The sequence below is a fragment of the Capnocytophaga sp. G1920 genome (assembly GCF_051417515.1).
Genome location: NZ_JBPRKH010000019.1, coordinates 48,173 through 55,271 on the forward strand (window position 1 = coordinate 48,173; position 7,099 = coordinate 55,271).

A 7,099-nucleotide genomic window follows, 5' to 3' on the forward strand; every position below is an offset into this window, starting at 1 on the left:
GAATATGAGGGTAATGAATGATAATAAAATAGTAGTATATCAGGTGCTTACAAGGCTTTTTGGCAATACTAATACCACTAATAAACCTTGGGGGACGATAGAAGAGAACGGTGTAGGTAAGTTTGCTGACTTTACTACAAAAGCTCTTGAAGAACTCAAAGCATTAGGAGTAACACATATTTGGTTTACGGGGGTGCTACACCACGCCCTTACTACCGACTATACGGCTTATGGCATCAGCAACGACTTTCCTGCAGTGGTAAAAGGTCGTGCCGGTTCGCCTTATGCTATTAAGGATTACTACACTGTAAACCCCGACCTTGCCGATGACCCTACACAACGCTTGGAGGAATGGGAAGACCTGATTGCCCGTACCCACCAATGCGGATTGAAAGTAATAATGGACATAGTGCCTAACCACGTGGCGCGTCGGTATGAGAGTATAGCCAAGCCGGAAGGCACACGCGGTTTTGGCGAAGACGATGATACCACCGTACAATATGCGGTAAATAACAATTTCTATTACAATCCTAATGAAGCTTTTCAGTTGCCTGAGGGTATTTATGGTGAGTATCATGAGTTTCCTGCCAAATGGACGGGTAATGGCGCACGCGCTTCTAAACCCGACCGCAATGACTGGTATGAAACGGTAAAACTCAACTACGGGGTACGACCTGACGGCACTAAGGATTTTGTTGAACTACCAGCAAGCTTTGAGAATGAAGATAGTGAAGGGCATTACCACTTTTGGGCTGATAAAACAGTACCCGACACTTGGAGAAAATTTAAAGATATAGCCTTGTATTGGCTCGGGAAAGGAGTAGACGGCTTCCGTTATGATATGGCTGAAATGGTACCGGTAGAGTTCTGGAGTTATCTCAATTCGGCTATCAAGCACCAAAATCCAAAGGCATTTTTATTGGCTGAAGTATACAATCCTAATGAATATCGTCCTTATCTGCATTTAGGCAAGATGGACTATCTATACGACAAAGTGCAACTTTACGAGACTTTGCGCAATATTGTGACTCACGGACACAGCACCGATGCCATTGCCCCTATACAGCACAACCTTGCCGATATTGCACATCGTATGTTACACTTCTTGGAAAACCACGACGAACAGCGCATAGCTTCGCCTGAGTTTGCGGGATATGCTGAAAAAGCTAAACCCGCGATGACAGTCTCTACGTTTATTAGCGAGTCGCCAGTGATGCTGTATTTTGGTCAGGAAGTAGGGGAGAAAGCAGCGGAAGTAGCAGGATTTGGTAGTCCGTCGCGCACGTCTATTTTTGATTATATAGGTGTTCCTGCACACCAGCGTTGGGTGAATAACAAACGCTTTGACGGCGGTCAGTTATCAGAAACAGAACGTTCTTTACGCAATTTCTACCAGCGATTGCTCAACTTAAAAGTAAATGGGGCTTATATTGATTTGCACCAATACAATCGACAGCATACTGAGTATTACAACGATAGGGTGTACAGTTTTGCAAGAGGCAATGAGGACGAACAGTGGGTGATTGTGAGCAATTTTAGTGAGCACGACTATTTTGGTTTTGACTTGCAGTTGCCAGATTACTTGTTGGGTAGTTGGTTCTTAAACGATGGTACTTATACGCTTACCGATGCTCTTTACAATGAAAAACACACTACCTTACAGATTGCAAATGGTAAAGGAAGATTGCGAGTAGATATAGCGCCTTTGGAGTCTTTAATATTCAAAATTAGCAAATTAGTAGATTCGTAAATTATGAACATTCATTTTATAGTAGCTCCCAGTACGCATTTGCGTCCGTTAATGGCTGAGTTACACAAAAGACATCATATCACTACACTCCCCGAAGAGATGACGGCTACAATTGATTACGTGGTGGTAGACCCGCATCTTTCGCATACACACCCAGACCTATTACAAGCAGAACACTTAGGACTTAATATTCTATCGCCTACCTCTTTTCTATACGAATACTTTAAACACAAAACTCGTGTAGTGATTACAGGTAACAAAGGAAGAAAAGAAGTATTGGCAAGGGTGCTTCACACTATGGATTTTTGTAATCAACCAGTGAGCTACTACTTTGAAAGTCCTATCGAAGGGAAGCAAGTGCATTTTGCTGATACTGAATTTGTGCTTATAGAAGGCAATGAAGAGGGGGCTATGTTGCACCCCACAGTAGCTCTTATCAGCGATATGATAGAAGAAAATAAAGATATTTATAAACAATTTATAGAAGGAATAACCAAAGGAGGAATACTCATTTACAATGAAGAAGACCTGCTATTAAATGAGTTAGTAGGGAATAATGAGAGTCCTATTCGCAAGATGGAGTATGGTACCCCTGCGTTTGAAACTCATAATGGTGAGACTTACCTCATTACCCCCGAGGGCGAATTGCCCTTGGGTGAAACAAGTGCTGAACAATTGGGCTATATAGAAGCAGCCAAATGGGTATGCCAGAATATGGGCATAGACGAAGCCGACTTTTATGAGGCAATGGCAAGTATTTAATAAGATAATAATTAAAAATTTAGATATATGAAGTTTTATTTTTCACTCATAGTTTTAGCTTTAAGCTTTTTTACAGCTTGTAATTCGAGCAATCAAATAAGTAAAGATGAGGTATCTAACCTTATTGCTGATTATTTAGAAGAGAACCCTTTATTTGAGACAGGGAAATTTAATACCAATAAGCAGAAGTTAGACAGTACTAAAGACAAAGATTTGCTAATTACTATACAGGAATTAGCAGATGAAGGACTTATTGATATTAATAATGAGAAAAGTAGGAAGAGATGGTTTTCAAAGGATAGTGTATATGTAATCTCTCCTACTCTTACTAAAGAAGCACTTCCTTACCTTGTGAAACAGAATAAGAACAGTGCTAATGTTAAAACAATCATTTATAAATTAAATGATAAAGGGATTACTATTGAGAAGAACTCAGAAAAGGTGGTTATTTGTAATGTAGTATTAGATAAAGAGAAAACACCTTTTTATAATTTTGGTAAAGACCCGTATCCTAATACAACCTTTATTACTCAGAAGTTTAAGTTGAAATACAATGAGAAAAATGGTTGGAAGATTATAAAGAAATAAACTTATGAAAAACGTAACTATACTTGGTTTGGTACAAGCATTATTAAGCCTTATATCTGGGGTTTTAATATCCAAAATGTCGTTTATAGGGAAAATAGGCATAAGTACAATGTACCGTGAGTATACCATTTTCAAAACTTGGTGGAAAACGGCTCTTTTATTATTGGTAATACAGTTAGTACTTATTGCTGTATTACAACTGTTTAGAACAAAAGTAAGCGTATCGTTTAGTAGATTATTAGCCTTTTTACTTATTATTTTAGGGGGAATAGGGGCTTACTTTACCTATATTGACTTCACAACTACTTCACACAAAATGATGAAGTTGAGCTTTCATTTAGGGTTTTATCTCTTTTGGGTAGGGTGGTTTATCACTTGCTTTTATTATTTGTTGTTCAGGAAGAAGAAAAAAGAGGATAATATTCAGCAAGATATCTTATTTGCCAATACAGAAGCGGGAAAAGATGTTTCCTAAGACCTCATCATTGCTTACAGCTCCTGTAATAGTGCCTAAATGATAGAGAGCTTCGCGGATATCAATAGCTAATAGGTCACCTGAAAGTTGTAATTGTAATCCTTGCTCTATTCTTTCAATACTTTGTAAGGTATTGTGTAGAGCTTCGTAGTGGCGGATATTAGTAATAATAGTTGCTTTACCTGTATTATTAAGACTTTGAGCATAGTGAGAGAGAAAATCTTTAAGGGCTAAAATATTGTTTCCTTCTTTAGCTGATATTCTCAGTAGTGTATCAGTATAACCTTTTAAGGATTGTAAAATTTCATTATCAAAAAGAGTTATATTACTTTCTGTTGATAAGTCAGTTTTGTTGTGTAATAGTACAAATTTGGTTCCTTCGCGGTAATTTTCTTTTACAAAAGAAATAATCTCTTGGGTAGAGCTATTTTTTACATCGAATAAGTAGAGCACAATAGAGGCTTTTTCTATCTTTTCTTTAGCTTTTTGTACGCCTATAGCCTCGATTTGGTCTTGAGTATCACGAATTCCTGCGGTATCAATAAAACGAAAAGCAATACCTCCTATATGAAGCATTTCTTCAATAGTATCGCGGGTAGTACCTGCAATATCCGATACAATAGCGCGTTCTTCGTTCAGAAGGGCATTTAATAAAGTAGATTTGCCTGCATTAGGCTTCCCTACAATAGCCACAGGAATACCATTTTTTAGTACATTACCTACTGAAAATGATTGTAAGAGAGATAAAACAGTGGTTTTAATAGTGCTTAAAAGCAATTTAAACTGAGTTCTATCGGCAAACTCTACATCTTCTTCCGAAAAGTCTAATTCAAGTTCTATTAATGAGGTAAAGTTCAATAATTCTTGTCGTAATCCTTCTATCTCAGAAGTAAAACCACCTCGCATTTGCTGTAATGCTACCTGATGAGAAGCCTTACTATCGGAGGCAATCAAATCGGCAACGGCTTCCGCTTGATTGAGTGCTAATTTGCCATTGAGAAAAGCACGTTTGGTGAACTCCCCAGCATCGGCTAAACGAGCTCCTTTTGCCAAGCACAGCTTGATAACTTCTTCTACGATATAATTACTTCCGTGACACGAAAACTCAACTACGGGCTCACCTGTATAAGATTTAGTTCCTTTGAAAATAGTAGCCAAACACTCGTCGATTACTTGGTCTTTACTTTCGAGAGTTCCTAAATGAACTGTATGTGATGGAGCTTCAAGTAAAGATCTTCCACTATGAGGCTTAAACACCGAGTCGGCTATGGCTATGGCTTCTTTTCCCGATAAGCGAATTACAGCAATAGCACCGACCCCTGAAGCAGTTGCCAAAGCTACAATCGTATCATTTATATATAACGAATTATCTCTCTTCATTCTATGTTATTGAAAATTGGTGCAAATGTAGTGATTTTTTCATTACTATCAATCTACTAATTTTCAAAAACCTCAAAGCGATTATCTTCATAAAAGAAAATAATTCGTTTAATATGCTTATTAGTGGGTGATGGTAAAGCTTTTGTCTCTATTTGCTTTTCTTTTATTGCAACAGAAGGTGGAGCAGGAGTAGGGGCTTGCATTTCTATTTCAGGAATATCACTGAAAAGGTCAGGTTGTTGCGTTTTTTTAGCGCTGGCAAGCTCTTTATCTTCCTTACGAGGGAAACTTCCTTTTCCTTGTGTAATCCAATACATATCTACTTCAGGAAATTTTTCGATGAGCTTTAGGATAAAATCCAAGCTCGGTTTGTTGCGTTCTGATAAGAGATGAGAAATCCCTGAACGCTGAATCTCTAAGCTATCAGCAAAGGCTGCAGCATTTAAACCGTAATAATCCATCACTTGTTGTAAGCGAATGGCAAAATCTGATGTGTTTAACATTGTAACATTTGTTTATTTTCCTAAGAATGCACAAATGTAAATCAATATTTTGAGATATACAAGTATAAACAAGGATATTTTTCATCATATTAAAGTGTTTATTTATGATTACAACGTAAATTATTCGTTTATAGTATTATATAAAACTACTATAAAAATAATCTATGGATATAATCATTACGAAAATGGTATTTCAGAATAGAAAGGAAAGTCTTTTTATAGAGCATAATAATCGTTGATTAGTATATTTAGTATTATTGATAGTTTTACAATTGTAAATATTAATTGATACAAATGTAACGCTGAAATATAAGGGAACTTTTACTTTATTACAGGTTGTACTTTAATGAATATTTATTACTTTTGCTTTTAAATATTAATATACAGATGAAAAAACAGCTTTTTGGGCGTTATATCACTTATCCGATGATAGCCCCACTTTTAGATAAATACCCTTTTGAGGAGGTAATACCCTTAGGTACTTCAGTTAAAGGGACACCTATTGACCTGTACAGAGTAGGGAAAGGTCATAAAAAGATACTTATGTGGTCGCAAATGCACGGTAATGAATCAACTACTACCAAAGCGCTTTTCGATGTTTTAAACGAGCTTAAAACAGCTGATTTCTTATCGGAATTAAGTGTTTATTGCATTCCTATGCTTAATCCCGACGGTGCTGAAGTGTTTACACGTGTAAATCACAACGGCGTAGACCTTAACCGTGATGCCGATGAACTTACACAACCTGAGAGCAAGTGTTTACGGAAAGCTTATGAACTTGTACAGCCTGATTATTGCTTTAATCTGCACGACCAGCGCACTATTTTCAGTGTAGGACAGACACCTTTGCCAGCTACAGTTTCTTTCTTAGCACCTGCTTATAATGAAGAGCGCAGTATTAATGAAGTACGGCAGAAGGCAATGGAAGTGATTGTAGTAATGAATAACACTTTACAGCACCATATACCTAATCAGATAGCGCGTTTTGACGATAGTTTTAATATCAATTGTACGGGAGATAAGTATACACAATTAGGTACACCCACTATTCTTTTTGAAGCAGGGCACTTTTCTGATGATTACAATCGTGAACAAACGAGAGTATATATTGCTATGGCGATATTTAGAGCTCTACAATATGTAGCCACTTGCGATGTTACAAATGTGAACTATAAAGATTATTTCAGTATACCTGAAAACGATAAGTTTTTTTACGATATTATTTTAAGAGACGACACTCATTGTGGTAATGATGTAGGTATTCTTTATAAGGAAGTTTTGGAGAATGAACAAATCTCGTTTGTGCCTTATATTGCTGAGATAGGTGATTTATCTAAAAAATACGGACATAAAGAAGATGTTTTATCAAAGTTTATAAGTTCAGCCATTGATAGAGATTATATTAAAAATCACTTGGATTTATCGACATTGAAAATAGATTAATGGTGAATGGTTAATGATTAATGGTTAATTAGATGGAGCTTATAGGAAACTTATAGGATAGACGAACAATGAGTGGGTCTACAGTGGGTCTACAGTGGGTCTACAGTGGGTCTACAGTGGGTCTACAGTGGGTCTACAGTGGGTCTACAGTGGGTCTACAGTGGGTCTACAGTGGGTCTACAGTGGGTCTACAGTGGG

7 protein-coding genes are annotated in these 7,099 nt (G+C 37.1%); 5 read left to right on the forward strand and 2 right to left on the reverse strand.

From position 1 onward, the window contains the following. Positions 1-4: 4 nt before the first annotated feature. From ACSQ7D_RS10390 to ACSQ7D_RS10405, 4 genes are read left to right on the forward strand one after another with little or no spacing between them, the layout of a single operon-like run. Positions 5-1,750 (forward strand): alpha-amylase family glycosyl hydrolase, encoded by a 1,746-nt coding sequence (locus tag ACSQ7D_RS10390; RefSeq protein ID WP_437135643.1) that lies wholly within the window; start codon positions 5-7, stop codon positions 1,748-1,750. A 3-nt stretch (positions 1,751-1,753) separates the two neighbouring features. Beyond that, positions 1,754-2,512: a Mur ligase gene (locus ACSQ7D_RS10395; RefSeq protein WP_437135644.1), complete on the forward strand. Its 759-nt coding sequence runs from the start codon at positions 1,754-1,756 to the stop codon at positions 2,510-2,512. Between the two features lie 27 nt (positions 2,513-2,539). After that, positions 2,540-3,100 (forward strand): hypothetical protein, encoded by a 561-nt coding sequence (locus tag ACSQ7D_RS10400; protein ID WP_002671901.1) that lies wholly within the window; start codon positions 2,540-2,542, stop codon positions 3,098-3,100. 4 nt (positions 3,101-3,104) lie between these two features. Then, positions 3,105-3,575 (forward strand): hypothetical protein, encoded by a 471-nt coding sequence (locus ACSQ7D_RS10405; RefSeq protein ID WP_437135645.1) that lies wholly within the window; start codon positions 3,105-3,107, stop codon positions 3,573-3,575. Here the strand turns inward: ACSQ7D_RS10405 and mnmE are convergent. Together mnmE and ACSQ7D_RS10415 are read right to left on the reverse strand one after the other, a co-directional pair. Next, positions 3,537-4,955, reverse strand: coding sequence for a tRNA uridine-5-carboxymethylaminomethyl(34) synthesis GTPase MnmE (gene mnmE / locus ACSQ7D_RS10410; protein WP_437135646.1), 1,419 nt, complete (start codon positions 4,953-4,955; stop codon positions 3,537-3,539). The genes ACSQ7D_RS10405 and mnmE overlap by 39 nt on opposite strands. A gap of 56 nt (positions 4,956-5,011) precedes the next feature. Further along, positions 5,012-5,458 carry a helix-turn-helix domain-containing protein gene (locus ACSQ7D_RS10415; protein ID WP_437135647.1) on the reverse strand — a complete coding sequence of 149 codons (447 nt, stop codon included), beginning with the start codon at positions 5,456-5,458 and terminating at the stop codon, positions 5,012-5,014. Positions 5,459-5,845: 387 nt separating this feature from the next. Here ACSQ7D_RS10415 and ACSQ7D_RS10420 point away from each other — a divergent pair, with 387 nt between their 5' ends. After that, positions 5,846-6,901 (forward strand): M14 family metallopeptidase, encoded by a 1,056-nt coding sequence (locus ACSQ7D_RS10420; protein WP_437135648.1) that lies wholly within the window; start codon positions 5,846-5,848, stop codon positions 6,899-6,901. Positions 6,902-7,099: the final 198 nt, after the last annotated feature.

What these genes read in the sequence shown, in the direction of transcription:
- ACSQ7D_RS10390 (WP_437135643.1), top strand. Translation starts at nt 5, where the DNA reads ATGAGGGTAATGAATGATAATAAAATAGTAGTATATCAGGTGCTTACA.
- ACSQ7D_RS10395 (WP_437135644.1), top strand. Translation starts at nt 1,754, where the DNA reads ATGAACATTCATTTTATAGTAGCTCCCAGTACGCATTTGCGTCCGTTA.
- ACSQ7D_RS10400 (WP_002671901.1), top strand. Translation starts at nt 2,540, where the DNA reads ATGAAGTTTTATTTTTCACTCATAGTTTTAGCTTTAAGCTTTTTTACA.
- ACSQ7D_RS10405 (WP_437135645.1), top strand. Translation starts at nt 3,105, where the DNA reads ATGAAAAACGTAACTATACTTGGTTTGGTACAAGCATTATTAAGCCTT.
- mnmE (WP_437135646.1), bottom strand. Translation starts at nt 4,955, where the DNA reads ATGAAGAGAGATAATTCGTTATATATAAATGATACGATTGTAGCTTTG.
- ACSQ7D_RS10415 (WP_437135647.1), bottom strand. Translation starts at nt 5,458, where the DNA reads ATGTTAAACACATCAGATTTTGCCATTCGCTTACAACAAGTGATGGAT.
- ACSQ7D_RS10420 (WP_437135648.1), top strand. Translation starts at nt 5,846, where the DNA reads ATGAAAAAACAGCTTTTTGGGCGTTATATCACTTATCCGATGATAGCC.